Annotated in this window: 22 protein-coding genes; 7 read left to right on the forward strand and 15 right to left on the reverse strand. The window is 48.3% G+C overall.

Annotation, left to right across the window (positions count from 1 at the left end):
- Positions 1 to 11: 11 nt before the first annotated feature.
- From rhaM to kduI, 5 genes are all read right to left on the reverse strand, one after another.
- Complete coding sequence (gene rhaM / locus BLA28_RS00470) at positions 12 to 323, reverse strand: L-rhamnose mutarotase (RefSeq protein ID WP_069156537.1); 312 nt, start codon at positions 321 to 323, stop codon at positions 12 to 14.
- Positions 320 to 2,080, reverse strand: a complete 1,761-nt coding sequence (locus BLA28_RS00475; protein WP_069155583.1) for a heparinase II/III family protein — start codon at positions 2,078 to 2,080, stop codon at positions 320 to 322. The genes rhaM and BLA28_RS00475 overlap by 4 nt, the downstream gene beginning before the upstream one ends.
- A 39-nt stretch (positions 2,081 to 2,119) precedes the next feature.
- On the reverse strand, positions 2,120 to 2,917 hold the full coding sequence (locus tag BLA28_RS00480; RefSeq protein WP_081329777.1) for a DUF7402 domain-containing protein: 798 nt from the start codon (positions 2,915 to 2,917) through the stop codon (positions 2,120 to 2,122).
- A gap of 159 nt (positions 2,918 to 3,076) precedes the next feature.
- Positions 3,077 to 3,880 (reverse strand): gluconate 5-dehydrogenase, encoded by an 804-nt coding sequence (locus tag BLA28_RS00485; RefSeq protein WP_009254189.1) that lies wholly within the window; start codon positions 3,878 to 3,880, stop codon positions 3,077 to 3,079.
- Positions 3,881 to 3,914: 34 nt separating this feature from the next.
- Entirely contained in the window at positions 3,915 to 4,778 is an 864-nt protein-coding gene (gene kduI / locus BLA28_RS00490; RefSeq protein WP_069156539.1) for a 5-dehydro-4-deoxy-D-glucuronate isomerase, read from the reverse strand.
- 293 nt (positions 4,779 to 5,071) lie between these two features.
- On the opposite strand from kduI, the gene BLA28_RS00495 reads away from it, so the two are divergent.
- Positions 5,072 to 5,935, forward strand: a complete 864-nt coding sequence (locus tag BLA28_RS00495; protein ID WP_069152243.1) for a helix-turn-helix transcriptional regulator — start codon at positions 5,072 to 5,074, stop codon at positions 5,933 to 5,935.
- A gap of 37 nt (positions 5,936 to 5,972) precedes the next feature.
- On the opposite strand, the gene BLA28_RS00500 is transcribed toward BLA28_RS00495, so the two are convergent.
- The 3 genes from BLA28_RS00500 to BLA28_RS00510 all read right to left on the reverse strand — a co-directional run bounded on the left by BLA28_RS00500 (position 5,973) and on the right by BLA28_RS00510 (position 9,444).
- Complete coding sequence (locus BLA28_RS00500; RefSeq protein WP_169897189.1) at positions 5,973 to 6,653, reverse strand: HAD family hydrolase; 681 nt, start codon at positions 6,651 to 6,653, stop codon at positions 5,973 to 5,975.
- An 11-nt stretch (positions 6,654 to 6,664) separates the two neighbouring features.
- A complete protein-coding gene (locus BLA28_RS00505) occupies positions 6,665 to 7,567 on the reverse strand; it encodes an aminoglycoside phosphotransferase family protein (RefSeq protein WP_141702846.1) in 903 nt (300 codons plus the stop codon).
- Between the two features lie 146 nt (positions 7,568 to 7,713).
- The gene (locus tag BLA28_RS00510) at positions 7,714 to 9,444 is read right to left on the reverse strand and encodes an ABC transporter ATP-binding protein (RefSeq protein ID WP_044964544.1); all 1,731 of its coding nucleotides are present in this window, start codon (positions 9,442 to 9,444) and stop codon (positions 7,714 to 7,716) included.
- A gap of 135 nt (positions 9,445 to 9,579) precedes the next feature.
- Between BLA28_RS00510 and BLA28_RS00515 the strand changes: the two genes are divergently transcribed.
- Both BLA28_RS00515 and trxA read left to right on the forward strand, forming a co-directional pair.
- On the forward strand, positions 9,580 to 9,849 hold the full coding sequence (locus BLA28_RS00515; protein ID WP_009254206.1) for a DUF1905 domain-containing protein: 270 nt from the start codon (positions 9,580 to 9,582) through the stop codon (positions 9,847 to 9,849).
- Between the two features lie 65 nt (positions 9,850 to 9,914).
- The gene (gene trxA, locus BLA28_RS00520; protein ID WP_071698982.1) at positions 9,915 to 10,247 is read left to right on the forward strand and encodes a thioredoxin; all 333 of its coding nucleotides are present in this window, start codon (positions 9,915 to 9,917) and stop codon (positions 10,245 to 10,247) included.
- A 147-nt stretch (positions 10,248 to 10,394) separates the two neighbouring features.
- Here trxA and BLA28_RS00525 read toward each other — a convergent pair whose 3' ends face one another.
- The 4 genes from BLA28_RS00525 to BLA28_RS00540 all read right to left on the reverse strand — a co-directional run bounded on the left by BLA28_RS00525 (position 10,395) and on the right by BLA28_RS00540 (position 15,470).
- Positions 10,395 to 11,318 (reverse strand): glycoside hydrolase family 43 protein, encoded by a 924-nt coding sequence (locus BLA28_RS00525; protein ID WP_071698854.1) that lies wholly within the window; start codon positions 11,316 to 11,318, stop codon positions 10,395 to 10,397.
- Between the two features lie 30 nt (positions 11,319 to 11,348).
- Positions 11,349 to 12,347, reverse strand: coding sequence for an Rpn family recombination-promoting nuclease/putative transposase (locus BLA28_RS00530; RefSeq protein WP_071698855.1), 999 nt, complete (start codon positions 12,345 to 12,347; stop codon positions 11,349 to 11,351).
- Positions 12,348 to 12,662: 315 nt separating this feature from the next.
- Complete coding sequence (gene melA / locus BLA28_RS00535) at positions 12,663 to 14,129, reverse strand: alpha-glucosidase/alpha-galactosidase (RefSeq protein ID WP_071698856.1); 1,467 nt, start codon at positions 14,127 to 14,129, stop codon at positions 12,663 to 12,665.
- Between the two features lie 15 nt (positions 14,130 to 14,144).
- Complete coding sequence (locus BLA28_RS00540; RefSeq protein ID WP_071698857.1) at positions 14,145 to 15,470, reverse strand: glycoside hydrolase family 27 protein; 1,326 nt, start codon at positions 15,468 to 15,470, stop codon at positions 14,145 to 14,147.
- A gap of 137 nt (positions 15,471 to 15,607) precedes the next feature.
- On the opposite strand from BLA28_RS00540, the gene BLA28_RS00545 reads away from it, so the two are divergent.
- Positions 15,608 to 16,459 (forward strand): helix-turn-helix domain-containing protein, encoded by an 852-nt coding sequence (locus BLA28_RS00545; protein WP_069155588.1) that lies wholly within the window; start codon positions 15,608 to 15,610, stop codon positions 16,457 to 16,459.
- A gap of 113 nt (positions 16,460 to 16,572) precedes the next feature.
- On the opposite strand, the gene BLA28_RS34620 is transcribed toward BLA28_RS00545, so the two are convergent.
- The gene (locus BLA28_RS34620) at positions 16,573 to 16,680 is read right to left on the reverse strand and encodes a DUF6783 domain-containing protein (RefSeq protein WP_313752011.1); all 108 of its coding nucleotides are present in this window, start codon (positions 16,678 to 16,680) and stop codon (positions 16,573 to 16,575) included.
- On the opposite strand from BLA28_RS34620, the gene BLA28_RS34625 reads away from it, so the two are divergent.
- The 3 genes from BLA28_RS34625 (at position 16,645) to BLA28_RS00560 (ending at position 21,172) form a co-directional block, all read left to right on the forward strand.
- Entirely contained in the window at positions 16,645 to 16,800 is a 156-nt protein-coding gene (locus tag BLA28_RS34625; protein ID WP_313752010.1) for a DUF6783 domain-containing protein, read from the forward strand. The genes BLA28_RS34620 and BLA28_RS34625 overlap by 36 nt on opposite strands.
- A gap of 542 nt (positions 16,801 to 17,342) precedes the next feature.
- Positions 17,343 to 19,754 carry a glycoside hydrolase family 2 TIM barrel-domain containing protein gene (locus BLA28_RS00555; protein WP_069155589.1) on the forward strand — a complete coding sequence of 804 codons (2,412 nt, stop codon included), beginning with the start codon at positions 17,343 to 17,345 and terminating at the stop codon, positions 19,752 to 19,754.
- A 29-nt stretch (positions 19,755 to 19,783) separates the two neighbouring features.
- Positions 19,784 to 21,172 (forward strand): MATE family efflux transporter, encoded by a 1,389-nt coding sequence (locus BLA28_RS00560; RefSeq protein ID WP_069155590.1) that lies wholly within the window; start codon positions 19,784 to 19,786, stop codon positions 21,170 to 21,172.
- 82 nt (positions 21,173 to 21,254) lie between these two features.
- Here BLA28_RS00560 and BLA28_RS00565 read toward each other — a convergent pair whose 3' ends face one another.
- Both BLA28_RS00565 and BLA28_RS00570 read right to left on the reverse strand, forming a co-directional pair.
- The gene (locus BLA28_RS00565; RefSeq protein WP_081329778.1) at positions 21,255 to 21,671 is read right to left on the reverse strand and encodes a helix-turn-helix domain-containing protein; all 417 of its coding nucleotides are present in this window, start codon (positions 21,669 to 21,671) and stop codon (positions 21,255 to 21,257) included.
- A complete protein-coding gene (locus BLA28_RS00570) occupies positions 21,664 to 22,059 on the reverse strand; it encodes a helix-turn-helix domain-containing protein (protein ID WP_025485393.1) in 396 nt (131 codons plus the stop codon). Before BLA28_RS00570 ends, BLA28_RS00565 begins: the two co-directional genes overlap by 8 nt.
- Positions 22,060 to 22,599 lie beyond the last annotated feature (540 nt).

Raw genomic sequence — 22,599 nt, forward strand, 5'->3', positions numbered from 1 at the left:
CCCGATCTTCCTCAGTCCAGATGGAAAACAGTCTGCAAATCAATGCTTATCGGGCTGTTATCCGGATTGGTTTCCATGATATCAGCCATATAGTCCCACCATTTCCGGTTGATTGCCGTGTCCGCGCCTTTCGCCCAAAGCTCCTCGTCCTCGATCTCAATGCAGCCAAAAAGCGTCAGGGTCTCTCTGTCCAGAAAGATGGTGTAATTTTTCCCGCCATGCTCATGGATCATATCCTTCATTTCCGGCCAGAGCAGATTATGGCGCCTTTCATATTCCGCTTCCTGCCCTTCAAACAGCTTCATTTTGAATCCCTTAATCATATTTCCTCCATTTCCACCCGGAACCGGCATTTTCTTGTCCCCGGCTTTTCTTTGTCCGCCGGCACCTCCCAGGTTATACAATATACCTCTTCCTCTGCCCCCCTGTGATTGGAATGCTTTTTCGTCTCAAAGCCAATGCTTCCTTCCAAATCCTCCACGGTTATCCGGCAGCCATATTTTCTTCCCGCTATATGTATGGCATTTCCCACGATTACAGGCTTATATTGTGTCACCAGATTTTCCTTCATGGAAACAGGATTTTCTCCCGTCTCCCTGTCCTCCAGCACATCTTCCGCCTGAAGGCTTTCCTTCGCCGGATCATAGCACAGGCTTCTCGTCAGCGACTTCACACGTTCTGTTCCATAAGCCTGCCCAAAGGAAATACCGGTTCTGCCGCTGCCGTCCGCTTCAAAATGACTGCATGCATATTCCGTTCCTTCCTTCTGTCCTTTCCCATCAATAACAGGAACTGAGTGACCAAAGGAATGGTTGCACAGGATATCATACCTCTTTTCGCCGAAATAGTCCCGGGTATATTCCCCAGCTCCCAAATCCGTTAAGAGCATTTCATCCCCCGCCAGATACAGGAAGCTTCCCACATCATTGTGATTATGGGATTCCCCGTTATTTCCGCCCTTTGCCGCCATGCCTCCGCCGGATAGACCTCTGCAGATACTCCACTGGGCTCCGGGCAGCACAAGACAGTCCGCTGCTCCATCGTCTTCCTCAGCGGGAAGCAACCCTTTTTCCGCCTGCTCCAGATATTTCCGGGTCCAAACCACATCCCTGTAATTAGCCATAAACCGATAGCAGCTGTCCTCATCAAAACCGCCGGCACAGGATATGGGAGGTATTTCCACTCCAGCATACCGCATGGCCAGAAAGCATGTCAATCCCATCTTATAGGTATCCCTGCTGTCCCCGTCCGAAAAGCTGAGCGTCCTGCCGGAAGGGAAATAGCACTTCTGCTGGAACATGGCTATCCGCCTGCATTTTTCATCTTCCATCAGATCGATCGCTCCGTCCGTATACCGGTACAGCATATCGGCAAAGCCGGTATAATAGGTCATCCCATATGTGAAATACCCCAGCCCTTCCATGCAGGCTCCATCCTCGGAAAATCCGGCGATATAAGAATCCAGTGAACAGACAATACGATCCAGAAGAGGTTTCAGGAGCTCCGGCTCGTCCTGCATCAGATAGATCGCCGCACAGCCGATGCTTCCACAGCATACCGCATTCCAGTTATTGTCTCCGCCTTCCCACTTTGCATAAGGTGCCGCTGCATTCATAAACGGGGTTAAAACTCTCCGGAATACATTTTCTCTCACCTTCTCACAAAGTGCCGAAGGCAGGCGGCCCTTAAGCCCGCTTATGATTTCAGACAGCGCGTGGGCCGTTTCCGAAGCAAATAAATCCACACAAATACGCCACTGCGGATCCTCTTTTCGGTTGATATGGGCAGGAAGCGCCCAGCATTCTTCCTCACAGATACCGTCCAGGACTTCTTCCAGTTTCTTCAGATATTCAGGCTTTCCCTCCAGAAGCGAAAGGCACCCATAGACCGCCAGCATCTTACGTCTTGCAAAGTATACCGACTCATATTTCAGCCGATTCCCTGTTGTCTCATACAGGGCAAACAGCTCTTCATCCGCTGCAGGCATGGGTTTATCCATCAACTCTTCCCCATGGGCCTGCATACAGGCAATATATTTCTGCAGATAACTCTCTATTTCTCTTGTACTAATCTGCTTCATTGATTTACTCCTATCTGCGGGCTTCCGCACGCGTACAACTCAGCGTTCCTCCACTCCCTGCTCTTTTCCGTATACCTCGATCTGGGTAAGCGCCGGGAACGGGGACGGGTCATCTGCCTTTATCAAATCTCCCATTTCCAGCCAGGTAATTGTTTTCTTATCAAAGGTAAACGTATGAGGAAGGACCGATTTTTCCATGGGAAGCTGCATCTGGCTGCCATCTGAAAAAGTTATCCTGCCGTCCACCCACCAGTTATCGTGAGGGAAATCAGCCCGTGTATACAGCATGATGGTGTCCACCTCCACCGGGCGACCGAAATCCAGCCGGATTTTGGCATCATCCTGCCTGTTTATTCCCCAGGAAGCATAGGGCCACTCCCCGTGGGAACGGTTTTCCGTTACGCCGTCAATGGCATTCATTGCCGCAAAAACAGACTCTCCCCTGGTTTCCACATTAGCGGATGCCCTCGGATAACACACCTTATTTCCATGCTGATCGTTTACATTCACCGCCAAGTTACGGTATGCGTGAATTTCAAAATCCTTTGCTTTTTTAGCCGACAGCAGATGCCTTTCCCCGGAAAATACCTTCGGAGAATAACAGACTCTTTTTTCACCGAAGGGAATGGTATATTCATAATTACCGGTAAGGTACACCAGCGATTTCCCCAGGGCATCATCCAGCTGAAGCCATAGCCAACAGGGGCTTTCCGTAGTTTCCACAAGGATTTTATCCCCCTCCAGATAGGCGCAGGATACTGCCAGATTCGTTTCCGCCTCTCCGCTGCTCATGGCTTTTACCTGATTGTCCTTATCTATTACTTTTAAAATCAGCACCTTTCTTTCCTCCCGTCTGTTCTGAAATTTCCACTATAGCAACAGGGGCCTTCCCCGCTGCGAGCGCAGGAAGGCCCTTCAAACTACCTTTTATTGCCGGAATCCCGGCTTTTCTGATTCTTTTAAATTGGATTCTTACAAATCCGATTTCCCCGATGATTACTGCGGCTGCTTTCCGATATAAGCCAGAATACCGCCATCCACATAAAGCACATGTCCGTTTACAAAATTGGAAGCGTCGGATGCCAGGAAAACAGCGGGCCCCTTCAGATCTTCCGTATCTCCCCAACGGGCCGCAGGAGTCTTTGCAATAATAAACTGGTCAAAGGGATGTCTGCTTCCGTCAGCCTGAAGCTCACGCAGAGGAGCTGTCTGAGGAGTAGCAATATAGCCGGGGCCGATACCGTTGCACTGAATATTGAATTCCCCATACTCGGATGCGATATTTCTGGTAAGCATTTTCAGACCGCCCTTGGCTGCTGCATAAGCGGAAACCGTTTCACGTCCCAGCTCACTCATCATAGAACAGATATTAATTATCTTGCCGTGTCCCTTTTTGATCATTCCGGGAATAACAGCTTTGGAAACGATAAAGGGTGCATTCAAATCCACATCAATTACCTGACGGAACTGATCCGCGCTCATCTCCAGCATCGGAATACGCTTGATAATACCGGCATTGTTTACCAGGATATCAATAACGCCAACCTCTTCCTCAATCTTCTTAACCATGTCGCATACCGCCGCTTCGTCGGTAACGTCGCACACATAGCCGTGGGCCTCAATCCCTTCTTCCTTATAGGAAGCAATTCCCTTATCCACCAGTTCCTGCTTAATGTCATTGAAAACGATGGTAGCTCCTGCCTGTGCGTAAGCCGTCGCAATAGCGAAGCCGATGCCATAGGATGCCCCCGTTACCAGTGCCACTTTGCCTTCCAGTGAAAAATCATTCAAAATTCCCATTTTCTATTCCTCCTTATATACCACATCAGTTTCCTTACATCAGATCCGTCATTTTAACGCCGTCCATGTCGTCAAAATCCTGGTTTTCACCAACCATGCCCCAGATAAAGGTATATGCCCTGGAACCGCTTCCTGAATGAATGGACCAGCTGGGTGAAATCACCGCTTCTTCATTTCTTACAACAATATGTCTCGTCTCTGTAGGTTCTCCCATATAATGCATGACGAAAGCGTCCTCAGGGAGATCAAAATACAGATAAACCTCCATTCTTCTGTCGTGAGTATGGCAGGGCATCGTATTCCATACACTGCCCGGCTTAAGGGAAGTCATTCCCATAACCAGCTGACAGCTTTCCACCTGTCCGGGAAGAATATATTTACATATAACCCTGTGATTGGATTCCTCCAGGCTTCCCAGCTCCACCTTATTTTCATCCTTAATAATAACTACTCCATCCTCCGGCGTCCCTTCTCTCTTGATCAGTACCGTGGGATATGTGGTATGTGCAGGAGCGCTGTTCAGATAAAACTTAGCAGGATTTGTACCATCCACGCTTTCAAAGCTGATATCCCTGGCTCCCATTCCGACATACATTCCTTCTCTGGGCGCCACCTCATACACTTTTCCGTCAATTGTGATTTTACCTGCGCCGCCGATGTTGATAACTCCCAGTTCTCTTCTCTGAAGGAAATACTCCGCACGAAGCTCCTCCCCTGCCGTAAGCTCCAGCTTCTTTCCAACCGGGGTTGCCGTTCCTGTAATAATACGGTCGATATGACTGTACACAAGTTTGATTTCATCCGCTGCAAAAAGCCCCTGAATCAGAAATTCCTCACGCAGTCTTTCCGTCGTATAATGCTTCACATCCTTTGGCGATGATGCCGTTCTTAATTCCATTCCTTCCATACCTCCTGACCTTTATAACCCGTTGATGTCTCTTTTATTCCCGGAACCTCTTCCTGGCCATTCCGGGAATACTACGTTACTGCAATAATCATAGCATTCTTTATATTCCGGTTCTTGTGTTATTTTCTCTAAAATCTTGCTTATTCTGAACTTATGTCGTATACTGTACAAAAAGGGGGATTATGCTGTCTCCACAGGCCGCATAATTACCATATTCTCTGTAAAAAGTCCGCAAAACAGAGGGATCTTTTACTAATCAGAAGAAAGGAAAAAGTAAGGGAATTATGAAAGAATACAGTTCCTGCAAATCAGCAATTCAATCCTGTATAGAAAATAAAAGTTTTGCGGTAGCTCATTTATACAATGACGAGAAACCCATGGATATGCATATCCATGACTGTTATGAAATTTATTATTCCATCTCCGGCGGCAAACAATTTCTCATAGACAACCGTTTTTATGACATCCAGCCCGGGGATATTTTCTTTATCAATCAATACGAGAGCCACTACCTGTCCCAAATCGATCAGGCTGTGCATGAACGGATCGTCCTGTCCATCTATCCCGACTTTTTAAAAAGTCTCTCCTCCGACGTTACAGACCTGAATAACTGTTTCCACCACAGAGGCAGCGATATCTCTCATAAACTCCATCTGACCGAAGAAGATCAAAACCGTTTCCGCTATTTCGTCCATAAACTCACTGGTTTTACCGGCTTCGGGGCCGATTTGGAGGAAAAGGCTGTCTTCACCGAACTCATGGTTTTCCTGAACCGCATCTTTTACAACAAAAGCTCTGCCGATCTCCTGATAACAGACAGCGCTGCCTACCACACCCAGGTTGATGACATCCTCACCTTTATCAACCAGAATATCGATTCCCAGCTGAGCATCGACGACCTGTCCGGCCATTTTTATCTGAGCAGTTCATACCTGTGCCGCATTTTCAAAGCCGCCACAGGCACCACCATAAACAAATACATCACTGCCAAACGCATCACTGTAGCCAAGTCTCTCCTGAGCACCGGCTATTCCGTAACAGAAACCTGCGAATTATGCGGCTTCAACGACTACAGCAATTTCCTTAAAGCCTTCACCAAGGCTGTAGGGATTTCTCCCAAAAAATACGCTCAATGCTCCGCAAGCTGAATTTCAAAACTCCCGGCGCTGATTCCGACCAAATCTTTCACTGTAGCAGCGCCGGTATATCAATCAGCTTTTCACAAATCCAATCCGCTTCGGAATCAACAGCTGCATGTACCAAAATGGTTCCCATACCAGCGTCCCTTCCTCCCTGTATATCTGCTATCGGATTATCCCCAATCATATAACTGACTTCAGGAAAACCTGCCATTTTCAACGCTTGCTGAAATATCTCCGACCTGGGCTTTTCATACCCAATCTCAGAAGAAACAATATAATCCTTAAAATAATTTCCCAGTCCCAAAGCTTTCACAATATCCGCTAGTTCCGGAAAATTATTTGATATCATAAAATTCTCATATCCCATCTCCCTGCATTTTTCCAAAACCTCTTCCGCATCTTCATATAAATGATATCCCCCAAAATCCAAAATACGCCCCTTAAAATATCCATTCATCTGAGTCCAATTCGATTCCGGTATTCCACACTCCCTAAAAAAACTCATAAACTTGCCAAACAGGCTTTCCCACCATCGTTCTCCAATCTCATTCGGGTAAGATACCTCAGGTACGTACCATGTACAAGCCGTATGCAGAAACTGTCTAATCTTTTCCCTCTCAATTTCAACCCCAAACTCTCTGACCGTACTGTCCAAAGCATCTAAAAAAGACTCATTCGGATAAATGATCGTACCATCGAAATCCCAAAATAAAACCTTCTTCATAATTTCCCCCATTAATTATCTATAAGTTCTTTTATCCTTTTACGCAAATCGCCTATCGTTTCAAACTCATATGATTTCCCGATATCCATTTCAATGACCTCCGCACCAAAATTATGAATCAAAATCCCGCTCAAACAAATTTCAGCCAGTTCATCAGAATCCAGATCCCCGAAAAAACCCTTTAACAGATACTTATCGAATCTGAAAAAATCAATAGCCACGAGGGCATACTCATAACAAACCGGAGCCCGCACCGCATCTGCAAAATCAATGATATAAAACCTGCCATCACGACCCAGAATACAATTTTCCCCAAATAAATCACCATGAACAAAAACCTTCTCACCGTATTCAAACGTCCGAATATATTCCAAACGCTCTTCCCTGAACCTCTCCCCAAACCTTTCAAACCTGCTCTTTACGTAATTCCCATCCAAAATATCTATACCATTAAAATCATCGCAAGGCACATTCATACCGTCCGCAAGCCTGCGCAGTTCCCTCCCAGCTTCCACTTTCTGCACCCCGGACATCCTTTTTACCTCATCATTAAACTCCCTTCCCTCTACATAATCCGAAACAATATAATGGAACACATACTTATCCTTATACGCCCCGCTTCCCACCAATCTCGGAGCCGTAACTCCATGCTCAACTGCAAATTTTAAAGCAAATACTTCCGTCTCAAAATCCCTGTTCTGCCCTCTCCCACACTCTTCAGGCGCAAAGATTTTTAACACATACTCCCCCACCCTGAAAACCGCATTTGTCCCTGGTGTAAGATTATAAATTCTATCAAAAGCCAGCTTCTCCTCTTTCATAATAGCCCCAACCAAAGGTTCAAAAACAGCAATTGACTGAAAAACCCTTCCCCAATCCTCCCAACTGCCGATATCCTCATTAAACAAATACACTCCCCATCCCCTCCTTATGCTTTTCTGCAGTTCCCCATTCCCCCAGCCCCTGGATAAAAAAATGCTCTTGCCGTCAGGCGAGAAGTTCCCGAGGGTGGATCCCTTCTGACCAGCAAGAGCATTTTTCTCATCCGGGGAGCGCCGCCTCACTGCGACAGCTGCGCCTGCTGAAGACGGTAATAAAACCCTTTTTCCCCCATCAATTCCTTATGGGTTCCCCGCTCCACAATTTCCCCTTCATGAATGACCAATATCAAATCCGCATTCTGTATTGTGGAAAGACGGTGGGCGATAGCTATAATAGTTCTGTTCCCCGTCAGACTGCTGATAGCCTTCTGTATCTGCCTCTCTGTCTCCACATCCACAGAGGCCGTCGCTTCATCCAGAATAATGATAGGCGACTGCCGCAGTATCGCCCTTGCAATTGCCACACGCTGCTTCTGCCCGCCGGATAGACGAAGCCCTCTTTCCCCCACCTTCGTATCATACTGCTCCGGCATGTGCATAATATCATCATGAATATTCGCCGCCCTGGCCGCCGCTTCAATTTCTTCCTGCGTGGCATCCGGTTTTGCATAACCGATATTCTCGGCAATTGTCCCATTAAACAAAAAGGTATCCTGAAGAACGGGGGATATATTCCGGCGCAGGCTCTGCAGGGTAGCCTTTCTGATATCCGTTCCGTCAATCCGTATAGTCCCCTCCACGGGATCATAGAACCGGGACAGCAGCTGAGTCATTGTCGTCTTTCCCACACCGGTAGGCCCTACCAGGGCAACCATCATCCCCGGCTTACAGGAAAAGGAGATATCCTTCAGCACAGGTATTTTATTGCCATAGTGGAAGCTTACATGCTCAAATGCAATACTGCCCTTCACATCTTTCAGCTCCACAGCATCTTCTGCATCCTGTATTGCCGAAGGCGTATCCAGAATCAGTGTGACACGTTCCGCCCCTGCCAGGGACTGCTGCAGATTCTCCAACAGATTTGCCAGACCGGATACCGGCGCATAAAATAAAGATAAGTACAGAACGAAAGCCACTATATCCTCTACCGACAACTGCCCTCTGTACGCAAGCAGACCGCCGAAAAATACCACCAGAACCGTTCCCACCGAAGAAAGGAATTCCACACAGGGATGGAACACAGCGCTGGCCCGCAAGGCCCGGAGCATAGCCCTTACCTGCTCAAAATTCTTCTCCTTCACCTGCCCGCTTTCCAATTCCTCCTGCCCGAAGGACTGTATTTCATGAAGCCCCGACAGGTTATCCTGCAGCTTGGCATTCAGTTCTCCCATACACTTCTGGGAAGCTTTAAAAAAAGGTCTTACCTTTTTAGCAAAAATCACTCCGGAGAACAAAATCAGAGGAATAGGGCAGCAGGTAATCAATGCCAGACGCCAGTTAATCACCAGCAGAATAATAAGCACCCCTGCAAAGGTCACAAGATTTGTAATCATTTCAGGAATCATATGGGCATAAAGCAGTTCAAAATCCCTGGTATCATTTACCACACGGCTCATCAAATCGCCGGTCTGCTTGTCATGGAAAAATCCCAAATCCAGACTCTGCAGTTTATCATACATCCTGCTTCTGAGATCCCCCACAAGATACCAGGCTGCCTTATGTGCCAGATAATTGCTGAGGAACCGGAAAACCACCCGGAAAAGATACAGCGCCAGCAGCAGCAGCGTGAGCCTGATAATAACCTTTAAAGACTCTTCCACCATTCCTTTTTCCACAACTCCCGTCATGGTTGACAGTACCTTGGGCGCCGCCAGATTTACTGCCGTCAGGCAGAGAGTGGATATAATGGCAAATATATACAGTACCTTATACCTGGATGCTTCCTTAGTCAGTTTCCATAACATTTTCATTGCCCGTACACTCCTTTGCTTTAAGCCTTATGTAATTTCAAGTATACTTAACAGTATACAGCCTTTCCTAATTATGGGAAAGACAGAATTTTAAACCGACAGTCTTTCATTTTCGATAAAAAGGAGAATTAGATTATGAATGAAAAAAAGTACGAATTCGATGCCCTTATTCTGAAAGTCCCTGATATCGACGGAGCCTATGTAGAATTCCCTTATGATGTCAGGAAAGAATTCGGTAAAGGCCGTGTTAAGGTTCACGCCCTTTTTGACGGTGTTCCCTATGACGGAAGCCTGGTCCGGATGCAGACTCCGGGCCACATCATCGGCCTGCGGAAAGACATCCGCAGCCGCATAAACAAACAGCCCGGAGATACCGTCCATGTAATAATCACAGAAAGACAATAAGTTTTGTGACATCGTCACGGAAGCTGCCGCATATAAAAGTTACAATGAAACCAGAAAAACAAAATATGAAAAAAGGAGTGAACATTATGTCAGTAACAAACATTACAGCAGAAAACTTCAACACAGAGGTATTAGAATCAGAAAAACCCGTTCTTCTGGATTTCTGGGCTCCCTGGTGCGGCCCCTGCCGCATGTTCTCCTCCACTGTTGATTCCGTGGCAGAAGAAAGGAATGACATCAAAGTAGGGAAAATAAATATTGACGAAAATATTGACCTCGCCAATCAGTTCGGAGTCGCCAGCATTCCCACCCTTGTTCTTGTCCAGGACGGCAGGAAGAAAGCCTCCAGTATAGGCCTTCGTTCCAAAAAAGACGTTCTCAAAATGCTGGATGCCTGAGTACTCCGAATCATTTGTTATCAGGTCAAAAAGGCATCAGACATTTTCCGTCCGCTCTCACCTTCCGGCATCCGGCCGCCCCTTATTCCCCGGGTCTTCTTCAGGGGCCGGCCGGATACCCTGCACTGCGGCAGGGTCATCTGAAAATCACTGCTGCTTTCCCCATTTCTCATAAAGCGCACAATATTCCTCTTCCGTCAGATTCAGCACACTTCCATGCCTTTTCTTTGTCCTTCCCAGATCATATTCCTGCTCCTCCGGAATACGGAAGCATCCGCTCCCGAAATCATCGCTTAACAAGGGCAGATATCCTTTTCCTTCCGCAAATCGATCCACCATCAGACACCATTCCTGCCGGTCATTAAACGGAAAAGAAGCCGGGCCTTCCACTCCGATCAATTCATTCAGCACCGGCGCCTGTACCTCAGTAAAGCTCTCCTTATCCAGACTTTTGCTCTTCTCCAGCCTGATGTTCTTAACCGTTTCATCTTTGGAAAACCGGAAATAATACTCTCCCGCCTTCAGGATCGTGGTATCAATAATATGATTCATTCCTTCCTGGTACTTTTCAGCCTTTGTATATGTATGAAAATCCCTTGTATGGGAAGCGTAAATACGCTGCCTGGCTTCCGCCTCCCCTTCTTCCCTTACTTTGGATGCCCAGAATACAAGAAATTCCTGCCTTACTTCATCCCAAATTGCTTCCGGTGCCCATACACACCCCGCCCCGGGGATTCCAACCTCGTGGCTGAAGGGGCCGTCCCAATGAATCAGATCCTCCGACTCCCATACGATGAGATTCCTGCTGCCGGCTTCCTCTGCCGCCTTCCAGCCCTTTCCGGCCTCAATCCGCAAGTCCGTGGCAATAATGACATATCTCCCGTTCAGCGGATTACGCAGAATAAAGGGATCCCTGACCCCCTTTTCACCGATATCCGACAGCAGTACGGGATTCCCGTTATTCAGATCCATCCAATGCAGACCGTCTCTGCTCAGCGCAAAATAAATCTGCTCTCCCAGCTTCTCTTCCCCTGTAAAATGTACAAATAAATATCCAGTGCAGCTTTCCATTCTCATCTTCCTTCTTTCCATTCTTTTCTTCTATAAACCATACTTCCTGTATAAACGGTTCCTGAGTGACGCATCCTCCGCCACCCGGAGAATATCTGCGGTTCTGCCTTCGGCCCCAAGAGTTAAAATAAGCTGTGAAAGACGTTTTTCGCCCTCCTTGATTCCTCTTTTTTCTCCTCTTTTTTCTCCTCTTTTTTCTCCGCGTAGCCGTCCGCGCTCTTCTCCGATCTTAATTCCCCGTGCTTCCCCTTCTTTTCTGCAGTCCTCCATCCACTCATCAAAAGCTCTGCACATATCTACGTTTCCTCCTTCCGTATTTTTCAGAATATATTTCCGCAGCTTCCGGGAATTGGTACTGCAGATAATCACCTCGAAGCCTCTTTCCGTCATCCGCGAAAAAGCCTGCCTGTTCTCATCAAAAAACCTTCTCATTGCTTCTTTATCATCCGCACGCTGTAATATTCCCATAACCTCCCTCAGCTCCGTGCGGAAAAGTTCTATATCAATATCCGTCCTGACCGACAGAATCTGTACCGGATAATCCGGAATACGCCCCCGGAACGCCTGTGCGTTCCTGAAGTCCAGCACATCAAAAAGAGTGCGCGGCCGCTTCCATTCATCCCTGCCATAATATAAAACAAGTGTCAGAACCGGAAGAATTCTGTCCTCCTCATCAAAATAGGAAATCCCATCCTGCTCTTTATGCCTGGACATGATCTCTTTTATCTGGCGTTCATATTCGTCCGCATCGTAACGCATGCATCTGACCGCCATACGGTAATCCGTATACTCCTGGTTCTCCACCGCCAATACGGCTGCCGGTGACTGGCAGTATAAGAGCTTTTTTATATCCCTTGCCCTTTTTCCCGGTGTTCCCCGGTTATCTTTTGTACACTGGACGCTGTCAAGCGGGCTGAGCTCCTCCGCATGAATGACCTGCTCTCCGCCGAAACAGCAGCCATTGAAAAGATCCGCAAATATATACGGATCCCCAAGAAAATCCTGCAGGGTAATATCCTTTTTCCCCATCTTTCTCTCCTGATTATTATAATACTCTCATACGTAAAAAATCAATTGTTATTTAGTTCTAAAATTTAATTTCTGCTTGGAATTTATGAGGGATTCCTCAATGAATTCAGAATGATCAATGAAATTACGTTTGTAATGACACTATAGCAGAAATCCTTCCCGAGGACAAGAGTTTTATAATAAAAATCAGATAAAAATGGATGGAAAAGAAAAAACAAGATGTCTTAAAAGAAAGAAACCAAATGCACATCAGGGACAGGATCCGCATAATACACGTACCCTGTCCCCTGTTTTTTCATTATTCCTGCCTGCAATTTATGCCGTAATGGTTCTGTTTTCCCGCTCTGCGGTGATCTCTTCCACTGTTTTATCGCGGATTCTCACAGCGCCCTGATATCCCTCCCTGGTGGGAAGGAGAGGGCCTTCGGCAAAGCGTTTTTTAGCATCGGCAATTGCTTCTTTATACTGCGGAAGCCACTCTTCCTGGGCAATGAGCATTTCATCTATCATCTGCCAGATTTCAGGAGGGTTGCACACGGCTCCCGTGAGAGGATCCATGAGCGCCGCCTGCTTCAGCAGATTCACATCACCGGCAACGGCAGCCTCTACAGCCAGACGCTGTACCCAGATGGACTGGGAACAGACAGCCGCACAGCCAAGGGGAAGATCTCCCAGCTTCGGAACGGATATGCCGTTTCCGTCCACATAACAGGGCACCTCTACAACGGATTCATAAGGAAGGTTGGTGATACAGCCTTCATTCATCACATTGAAATGGCCTCTGTATTTTCTCCCCGTTTCCAGAGATTCCATAATATAGGAGCAATGCTCCTTTCCGCGCTGGCTGCCGTCGTATTTCTTAGGAGGCTCCGCCACGATTTTGGGATATTCTGTTTCAAACCAGTTGCGTTCTTCCCTTGTCACACGCAGATATCCGCCTGTTTCCCCGTTAATCCAGCTGTCGGTATTGATCCAGTCCTGGATTTCATCCGGACGTTTCCGATACCATGCCACATACTCGGACAAGTGGCCGTTGGATTCGGTGGAATAATAGCCGAAACGCTTCAGGATATCGATTCTGACCTTTTCTTCTTCCCTGAATTTCTCATGAGCCTCAAAACCGGCGAGCAGCTTATCCTTTAATTCTACGCCCTTATGCTTCACGCTCACATACCAGGTCTGGTGGTTGATTCCCGCACAGGTGATATCCAGCTCTTCCCTGGGGATTCCCAGCACCTCGCCAATCTGTGTCTCCCCGTGGATTTCCCCATGGCACAGGCCGATGGTTTTTACCCTGCCGTACTTATTGCAGGCCCAGGTAGCCATGGCATTGGGATTGGAATAGTTCAGCATGATGGCTCCCGGCTCAGCCACTTCTCTGATATCCTTACAGAAATTCAGCATTTCGGCAATGACACGCTGTCCGTACATGATGCCGCCGGTGCACAGGGTATCCCCCACGCACTGATCCACCCCGTATTTTAAGGGGATATCCACATCCATTTCAAATGCAGGAAGTCCTCCTATACGCACACAGTTAATGATGTATCTGGCATTGCGGAAAGCTTCTCTCCTGTCCGTGGTTGCCTGAATGGCAATGGGTATGCCGTTGCTGTCCAGATCACGCTGGCACAAGTGCGTCACCTTCTCCAGGTTATCCGGATTAATATCCGTAAAGGCTACCTCAATGTCGTGAAACTCCGGAACGGACATGATGTCCGTAAATAATGTCCTGGCAAAAACCAGACTTCCCGCCCCAATAATTGCAATTTTAAAACTCATAAGAAACCCCTTTCCTTATCTTTTTTTCAGAAGGTACAGCTTCGCGCCGTGGGCCTTCACGCTTCCGGTTACTTTTCCATCCTTACATTCCGCAGTTTCGCCTGTCCAGAGTTCTTCTGCAGTCAGTTTTGCTCCTTCTTCGTTGGCAGCGGATACCGATGCATACAGATCCTCCAGAGATACCGAAACCTCCGTTTCTTCCTCGCAGAAGTTGAACAGGGCCGCATATACCCTGCCTTCCTTTTCTTCCCTGCCGGCCCATACCGCATGTGTTTTATCCCGTTCCACCTGTACGCCGTGATGGCCTTCCTTCAGAAGATCCAGCACCCTTTGATTGGTAAGAAGAGAAAGCGTCCAGTCATCCAGCTTTGTCATCTCAGCGCCCAGCATCAGAGGGGAACGGAAGATGCACCAAAGCGTCATCATGGTAACCTGTTCATCTTTTGTAAAGTTTGTCTGCCTCTCTTCTCCGAAGCCTTTTCCCAGGAATCCGAGAGGAAGCATATCACAATCCGGGAAACAGCCTTCCTTCACATGGTTCTGCCACAGTTCACAGCGTTCAAACATATTCAGGAGCAGCTCCCATTTATCCCAGAAATCATCGGTTATCCGCCACATATTGGCATATTTTTCATAATGCCAGGCCTTTTCGATGAGGGCCGGTCCCGGGGAAAGGCTCAGCACAACGGGCCTGCCGCTTTTTTCAATGGCCTTATGAAGCATTTCAATTTCGTGGGCCGCGGAATACGGATTTTCTTTATACAGGTTAGTGTTGCATATATCATCGCATTTGACATAATCCACCCCCCACTGTGCATAAAGGGCAAAAAGGGAATCATAGTAAGCCTGACTGCCTTCTTCCTCCCTGCGCAGGCCGTACATGTCCGGATTCCAGCCGCAGATAGAGGACGGATTAGCAATCTCATCCGCCGTCTGGCTGCTTCCCAGCACCGGAAGATGCTGCTGCGCCGCCGCCCGGGGAATCCCCCTCATAATATGAATGCCGAATTTCAGCCCCAGGCTGTGTATGTAATCCGCCAGAGGCCGGAAGCCCGCTCCGCCCGCTGCCGAGGGAAAACGCTCAGGACAGGGGAGCAGTCTTCCGTATTCGTCCATTTCCAATTTGCTGAAAGGAATATACTGGTGCTTATCCCGCATGCTTCCCGCACCGTACGCATACCACTGGATATCCACCACCACATATTCCCAGCCATACTGCTTCAAATGGGCGGCCATATAATCCGCATTGGCCTTCACCTGTTCCTCATTTACCGAGGTATCATAATAATCATAGCTGTTCCAGCCCATGGGCGGTGTTTGGGCAAATTTGTTTTTATCCATGTAAGAGCCTCCATAATAGTATTTTTTTGACACTTCCTGTTTTCTGCCGGAAATTATTGTATTTCCCGTTTAACTTGATTATAATATTCCCATATCTGTGATACAAGAATAAAAAAACGATACAGGAGGGTAATTTTTTGACCATACAAAATTACGGAACATTCGGCTTTCTCAATCCCGGCCAGCTGCCGGACGAGCCCCTGCTTCTTCTGGATTTCGGGATTGAAAAAAGACAGGCGGAGCCCTATGATTTCGACAATAATGACAGGGACTACGACGGCTATCTTTTTCAGTATACCTTTCAGGGAAGAGGTATTTTTGAAAGGGACGGCATATCCAGCCCTCTGCTGCCCGGCACCGCTTTCTTCTCGCTGATACCCGAAAAAAGCAGATATTATCTGCCGGAAGAGGAACTGGATAATTGCTGGGAGTATTTCTATGTCCATTTCCAGGGTCCTGCCGCCCTGCCTTTTTTCCGGAAAATCAGGGACAGCTTCGGGTACCTTCTTTCCCTTCCGTCGGACAGCGTTCCTGTACAGATGTGGCTGAACCTGCATGAAGATATGGGGAAGGGACGGCAGCTGCGGCGGTATGAGGGAGGGGAACTGGTGTACCGTTTCCTCTCTTCTCTGCTGCGCACTCTGGAATCTCCGTCTATGCCGGGCCTCTCCGCCTGTGTGGAGGACAGTATTCTTTATATGAAGGAACATTTTTCCGAGCATTTTTCCATTGAAGAGCTGGCAGGGCTGAGGGGACTTTCGTCCGCTTATTTCACCCGCCTGTTTACCCGGGAAACCGGGCAGGCACCCTTAAGCTATCTCACGGATCTGCGGCTGACCCATGCTCTTTCCCTTCTTTTAAATACCTCATTATCTGTGGAAGCCATTGCCAGGGCCTGCGGTTTTTCCTGCGGAAATTATTTCTGCAAGGTATTCCGGAGGGCATCCGGTTGTTCACCGGCGGAATACAGGAGACGGTATGGCGGGTAGGACGGATTTTGTTGCCATTCACAGCCCCCTGACGCCCCATCGCTGCCCCTGGGTTTCCCCGTCCTGCTTTAGCCCGGTTGTCCTCCCTGTGCCGCGCCGGCCTGCAAGGTTCCTTACAGGGGACACTTCCGTTCGGATAAGCACGCAACGGTACTAGAGTGTGTTTGAAAATTGCTTTCCGTCAGATGTGCGTCACACTTTGTGGGAGATTTGGTTCCAATGAGGGAGGCGTAGCGGGCTACGTTGACCGAATTGGAACCAAATATACCTCAAAGTGGGGCGTACAGATGGCGGGAATGAATTTTCAAACACACTCTAAGGCTGCAAAGAACGCAGCCTAAGGACCGGCGTGCTTATAACGCCCCTTACAGGAATCCTTGCAGGCCGGCGCGGCACAGGGAGGACAACCGGGCAAAGCAGGACGGGGAAACCCAGGGGCAGCGGATGGGGCGTCAGGGGGCTGTGAATGGCAACAAAATCCTGGTACAGCGTTGCGTTATGAGTGCTTGATATTCTTGTCAGCATAAGGCGGAGGAGGGAGGCGATGCGGTTGCATCGTTGACTGTCGACAACGCGGTGCTGGCGGGAATAGCGAGTGCTCATTACTGTGATATTGATGCAACGCTGTACCAGCCAGCCAGGAAACTGACCGGTAAGAAAAAGTCGCTAAAAGATAAAAGCAGGACTCTCTTTTCCATTGTTTTCTTCTGCAGATTTATTATACTGGGGAAGAGTTGGAGCAAAACAAGGAGGGAAATCCCTCTGCTCGTCAGAGGACAAATTTCTAAAGAAATTACATTTTGCTCCGCAAAACAAGGAGGGAAATCCCTCTGCTCGTCAGAGGACTCGCATTTTGCTCCGCAAAACAAGGAGGGATTGGCATATGGATTATATGGATTCTGTAAAAATTGATTTATGTGAACATTGGAAATTTCATCTGGGGGAAAAGGAAGAGGCCTGGTATAAAGGCTTTGATGACAGCGGCTGGGAAGAGGTTGCGCTGCCCCATGACTGGTCGGTGGGGCTGCCTTTTTCAGAAAGCAATTCCAGCGGTACGGGATATCTGTCGGGCGGAATCGGCTGGTACCGGGTAAGATTTTCGCTGCCCGAGGAATATCGGGGGAAAAAGATACGGCTGCTGTTTGACGGGGTTTATAAAAACAGTCAGGTATGGTGCAACAGTTATTATCTGGGAAAACGTCCGAACGGATATGTTCCTTTTGATTATGACATCAGTGAAAAGGTATTTTTCGGGGAAATGGATAATGAGATCAGCGTGAAGGTGACTCATACGGATATCGCAGATTCCCGTTGGTTTACGGGTTCCGGCATCACAAGAAAGGTGACGGTGCTGGTGGAGGAGCCTGTGCATCCTTCTCTCCACGGCATCTTTTTTTTCACGCTTTACGGGGATGACGGAAAAACGGCCCAGGTGGAAATTTCCCATGAACTGCTGAATGAAAGCGATAAAAAAGCGGAGGTTTCGCTGGTAAGCCGTCTGTGTGACGGGAACGGGAAACAGGTGCTTGAGGTTAAGGCCGACGCACAATTCGCACCGGGAGAATGCAAAACCATTTCCCTGAATGGATGTGTGAACAGGCCGAAGCTGTGGTCCCCCGAAAATCCGGAGCTTTATGTGTTATCCACCTGCTTTTCAGTAAATGGCGGTAAGGAATATAAGGTTTTCTCAGAAAAAACAGGAATCCGCACCTTCCGTTTCGATGCGGACAAAGGTTTTTTCCTGAATGGGGAAAACAGAAAAATAAAAGGGGTCTGCGTACACCATGACGGAGGCTGCCTGGGAGCCGCCATGACCCGGGAGGTCTGGGAAAGACGCCTGGCGGCACTGAAGGAAATGGGCTGCAATGCGATCCGTACCAGCCATAACCCGCACATGCCGGAACTTTATGAGCTTTGCGACGAAATGGGCTTTCTGGTTATGGATGAAGCATTTGATGAGTGGGAAAATCCGAAAAATAAATGGTCTACGGGCCACAATGTATATCCGCCCAGGCATCAGGGATATTTTGAGGATTTCCCGGAATGGCACGAGAAGGATCTCGCAGCCATGGTCCTGCGGGATCGGAATCATCCGTCGGTTATCATGTGGAGTATCGGAAATGAAATCGATTATCCCAATGATCCCTACTGCCATCCTTTATTCGGTGAAATGACAGGAAACAACGATGCGAACAAACCGGCTTCCGAACGGATGTATAATCCGGATAAGCCGAATATGGAACGGCTTGCGCCTGTTGCAAAAGAGCTTTCCTCTATTGTAAAGCGATATGATTCCACAAGGCCGGTGACCCTTGCGGCGGCATTTCCGGAGCTCTCATCCCGGCTGCATTATTTCGATGCGCTGGATGTGGTGGGCTATAACTACAAAGAACATTTGTATGAAGAGGATCATAAACGGTTTCCGGAACTGCCTTTTCTGGGAAGTGAAAACAGTCACAGCTATAAAGCCTGGAAAGCGGTAAGAGATAACGATTATATCAGCGGACAGTTCCTGTGGACGGGTATCGATTATCTGGGAGAAGCCCATGGATGGCCCATTCATGGTTCTTCTGCAGGCCTTCTGACCCTGGCAGGATTCCCGAAGGCACGCTTCTATCAGCGGCAGTCCTACTGGGCGGACAAACCGGTGCTCCATCTGGCCACTGTTAAATATGAAGACAGTCACGATGAATGGCTTCCTGTGACGGAAACCTGGAACTATGAAGTGGGAGAAACCGTCCTGGTGCGGCTGTTCACCAACCAGCCTGAGGCGGAGCTTTTCCTGAATGGCCGGTCTTTGGGAAAGAAAAAAGGCCTGTCCGAAGAGGGCTGTATGGACTGGATCGTGGACTTTGAACCGGGTGAACTCCGTGCAGCCGCCGGAGAATTGATCTCCCCGCAGGATAAGGGATGTATTTCTTCTTCCCTGCAGACAACGGGAGCTGTTGATGTGCTGCAGCTTTGCGAGTGGAAGGCCCCTGTCGGCAGGAACAGTGTTGAGAAAGCCGGAACCCTTTTTACTCATCAGGTGGAAATCCTTGCGGAGGATTCCTGCGGACGACGGATTATGGATGCCGCCTTCCCTGTTACCGTACAGGTTTCCGGCCCAGGCGTTCTTAAGGGATTGGAAAATGGGAATTTGGGTGACAATACCCCGTATACCTCCTGTTCCCGGAGCATGCTGGAAGGACGGCTTATTGCCTACATACAGCGCACAGGCAGCGGGACCGTCACGGTGAAGGTTTCTTCAGAAGGACTTCCCGAAGCGCAGCTGAGCCTGGAAATCCCTGACTGAATATACGGAAATCGAGGAATTGACATCTTATGAACATTCGCACCCGGGAACTGAAAAAATTTAAGTTCTATGACAAAACCTTAAGTCATATCGAAACACCCCAGGGTACCCTTACGCTGGTATCGGTTTTCCTCCCCTTTCTGGTGGAAATGCTGCTTACCAATTCCATGGGTACGGTGAATACACTGGTGTTAAGTCATTATTCCGATGAAGCGGTGGCCTCTGTAGGGGCCGCCAACCAGCTGATGGGAATGATCTTCACCTTTTATACCGTAATCAGTACGGGAGCCAGTATTTTCATCAGCCACCGTCTCGGCGCCAGACAGAAGGAAGCGGCCTCCGATGCCGCGTTTACTTCTATTTTCTGCAGCCTGGCGCTCAGTCTTGTGGCCGGCGGCATCCTTTCCCTGTTCGCCCACAGATTTATGGAAATGATGCAGCTTAGCGGACAGGTGCTTGAGGATGCCGCGGTATATTTCCGGATCTGTATTTCTTTTTCCTTCTTTCAGGCTCTGATATCCGCAATTTCCGCTGTCTTCCGCAGCTATGGCCTGCCTAAAATAGCGGTATGGGTATCTTTATTCATGAACTTTCTGAACGCGGTGCTGAACATTATTGTTATTTTCCGTCCCTTTGAAACACCTCTGCATGGTGTGCATGGGATCGCAGTCACCAACGTGATCAGCCACGCGGCGGCATTTATCCTGATTGTTATCTGTCTGCTGAAAAGTTCACTGGAGCTGAATTTCCGTAAAAAAAGCCTGAAAACGCTGAAATGTATCGGCAATATCCTGCATATCGGCCTTCCGGGCGGGATCAGCTCGCTCTCCTATTCCACCTCCCAGGTGGTATCCACTTCCATCCTGGCTGTTTTGGGAACGACAGCCATATCCACAAAAATATACCTCTCCACCATCTTTTTCTATGTGTATGTCATCGGTATGTCCCTGGGGATGGCCACCTCCCTTATCATCGGCTGGATGACAGGCGCCGGAGAGTACGATAAGGCCTATCGGCTGAACCTGCAGAACCTGCGGATCGCAGTGCTTCTGAATGCGGCGGGTTCCACCCTGATCTGCCTTTTCGGCAGCCCTCTTCTGGGGCTTTTCACCGAAAACCCGGAAATTCTCACACTGGCCCGGCCCATCCTTCTGATTGATATTTTTGTAGAAATCGGCCGTGCCTTTAACCATATCGAGGATAATTCCCTGAGGGGCGCCGGAGATGTGATTTTTTCCATGGTGGTATCCATCATTTCCTGCTGGACAATGAGCATCCTCTTTTCCTATATTCTGGGAATCCGTCTGGGCTTAGGCCTGACAGGCTGCTGGATCGCGTTCATGATGGATGAGCTCTTCCGCGGAATCACCTTCTTCTTCCGATGGCGTTCCCGCCGGTGGACGCTCCGTAAAGTTTAGCCTGCAGGTACAATAGTTTAAAAATACGCCTCCGGAAAATCCCATTCAGGGATGTCGGGGGCGTATTTTCTCTGTAAAACAATTATTTTCCATCTATCGGGATAATCGGTTCCTGATTTTGTTTCTGCTCTCTGCATTCCCGCAGAATCTTTTTCGTTTCTTTCAGGTATTCGGAAATTGCCCGGATTTCATAGGGCTCGCAATCCTTCAGTTCTTCCATAAATTCCCGGGGAAGCGCCGGTTCCGTCCGTTCCACCTCATCATACAGGAATTCATCCACGGATACCCGGAGCGCATTCGCAATACTTACCACAGTTTCCAGGCTGGCATTCGCCTTTCCGGTTTCCACATTGCTCATGTAAACCGAACTTTTCCCCACCGCGGCCCCGAGAGCCTCCTGGGAAAGCCCAGCCCGGTTCCTTGCGGCCTTTATCCGTTTTCCCATCTTCTTTTTATCACTTGACACAGATACATTATCCATTCCGGGCTTCTCATTCATTCGGCTGCTTCCCCTTTTTCCGATCCCACTGTCTGATGGTTTCCTTCAGTTCTTCATCCTCACGCAGAATCCGCTTGAAAAACTTCAGATGATACAGAAGGGCTGTTCTTTCCCCTTCACTGCAGTCTTTTATGGTTTCCATGATCTCTTTACGGAATACCCAGTCCGATTCCCTGACATTGTCACACAAAAGCTCTCCTATCCATATAGATAAAGCATCCGCTATCTCAAACAGTTTATCCAGGGACGGACAGGAATTTCCGGATTCCGCATTTGCCACATAAGAGACGGTTACGCCGGCCCCTTCCGCAAGCTCTTCCTGCGTAAGATGCCTTTTAACCCTTGCTTCTCTGATTCTTTTTCCGATTTTCTTATTATCAATGGTCACAAAGGCCAGCCTCCCTGCGATCTTCAGTGTGTTGTTAAACCTATTGTAACCTGCCGTTTTGTATATTATAATAAACAATACCATTATTTTAATACTATAGTTTATTTTTAATTTTTACCGTAATAAATAACCTCTTTCAGGGAATGCTTATATAGGTATTCTTTTTTTGCCAACTCAAACATCGCACAAGCCCCTGTCCCTTCCGGCCAACGATTGGGGGACTGCTGTCCGGATGGATGCCTTCCCTTCAGCCGGCTATGCAGGTTTTCCTGTAAGGGGCGTATAAACTCGCCGGTCCTTAGGCCGCGTATTTTGCGGCCTTAGTACCGCTGCGTGTTTATCCGAACGAAAGTGTCCCCTGTAAGGATCCCTGCATAGCCGGCTGAGGGGAAGGCATCCATCCGGACGGCAGTCCCCCAATCGTTGGCCGGAAGGGAAAGGGGCTTGTGCGATGTTCGAGTCACCACTACATAAAAATCATTCGTAAATTACTCCGGCGAAAGGACACAGCATGGAATTTTATTCATTGGAAATCCGCAG

It is taken from the genome of Eisenbergiella tayi, assembly GCF_001881565.1.
Taxonomy (GTDB): domain Bacteria; phylum Bacillota; class Clostridia; order Lachnospirales; family Lachnospiraceae; genus Eisenbergiella; species Eisenbergiella tayi.

Coding starts and splice junctions, on each gene's coding strand:
- kduI (WP_069156539.1), bottom strand. CDS start 4,778: ATGGAATTAAGAACGGCATCATCGCCAAAGGATGTGAAGCATTATACG.
- BLA28_RS00485 (WP_009254189.1), bottom strand. CDS start 3,880: ATGGGAATTTTGAATGATTTTTCACTGGAAGGCAAAGTGGCACTGGTA.
- BLA28_RS00530 (WP_071698855.1), bottom strand. CDS start 12,347: ATGGGGAAAAAGGATATTACCCTGCAGGATTTTCTTGGGGATCCGTAT.
- trxA (WP_071698982.1), top strand. CDS start 9,915: ATGAAAAAAGGAGTGAACATTATGTCAGTAACAAACATTACAGCAGAA.
- rhaM (WP_069156537.1), bottom strand. CDS start 323: ATGATTAAGGGATTCAAAATGAAGCTGTTTGAAGGGCAGGAAGCGGAA.
- BLA28_RS00515 (WP_009254206.1), top strand. CDS start 9,580: ATGAATGAAAAAAAGTACGAATTCGATGCCCTTATTCTGAAAGTCCCT.
- BLA28_RS00540 (WP_071698857.1), bottom strand. CDS start 15,470: ATGGATAAAAACAAATTTGCCCAAACACCGCCCATGGGCTGGAACAGC.
- BLA28_RS00495 (WP_069152243.1), top strand. CDS start 5,072: ATGAAAGAATACAGTTCCTGCAAATCAGCAATTCAATCCTGTATAGAA.
- BLA28_RS34625 (WP_313752010.1), top strand. CDS start 16,645: ATGTGCGTCACACTTTGTGGGAGATTTGGTTCCAATGAGGGAGGCGTA.
- BLA28_RS00555 (WP_069155589.1), top strand. CDS start 17,343: ATGGATTATATGGATTCTGTAAAAATTGATTTATGTGAACATTGGAAA.
- BLA28_RS00510 (WP_044964544.1), bottom strand. CDS start 9,444: ATGAAAATGTTATGGAAACTGACTAAGGAAGCATCCAGGTATAAGGTA.
- BLA28_RS00500 (WP_169897189.1), bottom strand. CDS start 6,653: ATGAAGAAGGTTTTATTTTGGGATTTCGATGGTACGATCATTTATCCG.
- melA (WP_071698856.1), bottom strand. CDS start 14,129: ATGAGTTTTAAAATTGCAATTATTGGGGCGGGAAGTCTGGTTTTTGCC.
- BLA28_RS00525 (WP_071698854.1), bottom strand. CDS start 11,318: ATGGAAAGCTGCACTGGATATTTATTTGTACATTTTACAGGGGAAGAG.
- BLA28_RS00565 (WP_081329778.1), bottom strand. CDS start 21,671: ATGAATGAGAAGCCCGGAATGGATAATGTATCTGTGTCAAGTGATAAA.
- BLA28_RS00475 (WP_069155583.1), bottom strand. CDS start 2,080: ATGAAGCAGATTAGTACAAGAGAAATAGAGAGTTATCTGCAGAAATAT.
- BLA28_RS00560 (WP_069155590.1), top strand. CDS start 19,784: ATGAACATTCGCACCCGGGAACTGAAAAAATTTAAGTTCTATGACAAA.